This is a genomic window from Methylobrevis pamukkalensis (assembly GCF_001720135.1).
In the GTDB taxonomy this organism is placed as follows: Bacteria; Pseudomonadota; Alphaproteobacteria; order Rhizobiales; family Pleomorphomonadaceae; genus Methylobrevis; species Methylobrevis pamukkalensis.
In genome coordinates this window covers 1-1,662 of the sequence record NZ_MCRJ01000244.1, presented here as the reverse complement: position 1 = coordinate 1,662, position 1,662 = coordinate 1, and the positions used below count along the sequence as shown (strand labels likewise).

2 protein-coding genes are annotated in these 1,662 nt (G+C 67.9%); both read right to left on the bottom strand.

What is annotated here, in order from left to right:
• On the bottom strand, nt 1-396 hold a 396-nt coding region (locus A6302_RS20230), incomplete at its 3' end, for an acetyl-coenzyme A synthetase N-terminal domain-containing protein (RefSeq protein ID WP_280939502.1).
• A gap of 511 nt (nt 397-907) precedes the next feature.
• Nucleotides 908-1,662 (bottom strand): HlyD family type I secretion periplasmic adaptor subunit (locus tag A6302_RS20225; protein ID WP_141704030.1); only part of this gene is annotated, 755 nt, incomplete at its 5' end.

Sequence of the window (1,662 nt, the reverse complement as noted above, 5' to 3'; positions counted from 1 at the left end):
CACCAGCGCCTGCTGCAGGCGCGAGACCATGGCGCGGAGATCGTCCCACGACCAGCGGCTCTCGGCCTTGTCCTCGCCGCGAAACACCAGCGCGTCGGCGGAGCCGCGCGTCCGCAGGAGATTCTCGGCGAAGTTCAGCTCGGCATCGGGAAAGAAGCGGGTGCCGCGCATCGTGCCGTTGCTGGTCAGCGCGCGCACGCCGCGCGTGCCGACGACGCCGCAATGGTCCCAGACCGTTTCCCAGAAGGCCGCCGGCTTCTCGATCGACCACGCATGCAGGTCGGCGGAATCGGCCAGCGGCCGCCCGGCCCTCGTTTCGCAGGTGATCCGGAAGCGGGTCATTCCGGAGGCCGCGACCTGTTCGGCCGACGGGGTCCAGAGCGGGATTTCGGTCATCGACTCCTCCTGTTGCGGCGCGAGAATATCACCTCGCTCGCCGGAGGAAATGCCGGATGCATGTCGATCGGAAGGAATGCGGCAGTTGGGCGGTTGCGGAGAATGTGGGCCCGCCACAAGGGGTGCGGCTTGAGTGGATCCTGCCGGATGGGAACGACGCAGGCGGAGCGCGTTGCCCTCTGTTCAGGGAGCATGCATGGGCTCGCGGCAGAGCGGCAACTGAGAGGCGGCAGACAAGGAGGCGCTGGCGTCGTCGCAACCTCTCTCCCGTCTTCGCCGGGCCTGACCCGGCGACCCAATCGCCGTGCGTCACCCCCGAATAGTGCGATCACGAGACACGCTGCATCAGATCGGGAGATCGCTGCTCGCGGATATGCCATCGGGTTGCCGGGTCAACCCCGGCAAAGACGGTGGAAGGGCCGAAGTCCAAATGTCAGCGCCCTAGTCCGAGCCGGACCGCAAGGGCCAACGGATTGACCTCCGGCCCATGCCCTCACCCGGCCACCCGGCCTCACTCCTCGCGGAAGGCCCGTTCGATCTGGTCCTCGAGCGGTTTGACCAGATAGGACAGGATCGTGCGCGAGTTGGTCTGGATGAAGGCTTCGGCCGGCATGCCGGGCACGATGCGCAGGTCGCCGAGCCGCGCGATCTCCTCGGGCGTGATCTGGATCCGCACCGTGTAGTAGCTGACCCCGGTCTGCTGGTCCTGGGTCAGGTCGGGCGAGATGTCCTCGACGGTGCCGGCGAGTTCCGGCGTGACCTGCTGGTTGAAGGCGGACAGGCGCATCACCGCATGCTGGCCGGCCGCGACCTGGTCGATGTCCTGCGGCGCGATCCGCGCCTCGACCCGAAGGTCGTCGGCGACCGGCACGATCAGCATCATCGTCTCGCCCGCCTGGATCACGCCGCCGATGGTGTGGACCGCCAGCTGGTGGATCACGCCGGTCTGCGGCGCGCGGATGTCGATCCGCACCAGCTGGTCCTCGGCGGCGGCCTTGCGCTCGATGTATTCGCCGATCTCGGCGTCGATGGTGCGCAGTTCCTGCGCCACCTCGGTGCGCATGTCCTGGTCGATCTGCAGGATCTGCAGGCGCGTTTCCGACACCTTGCCCTCGACCTGCGCCTGGGCGGCGACGAGCTGGCCCTTCTCGCCGGTCAGCCGCGCGGCATCACGCTCGGAGGCGGTGATGCGCTGCAGCGAGACGAGCTTCTTTTCCCACAGGGTGCGCAGGCCTTCCAGCTCCACGCCGATCAGCCGCACTTCCT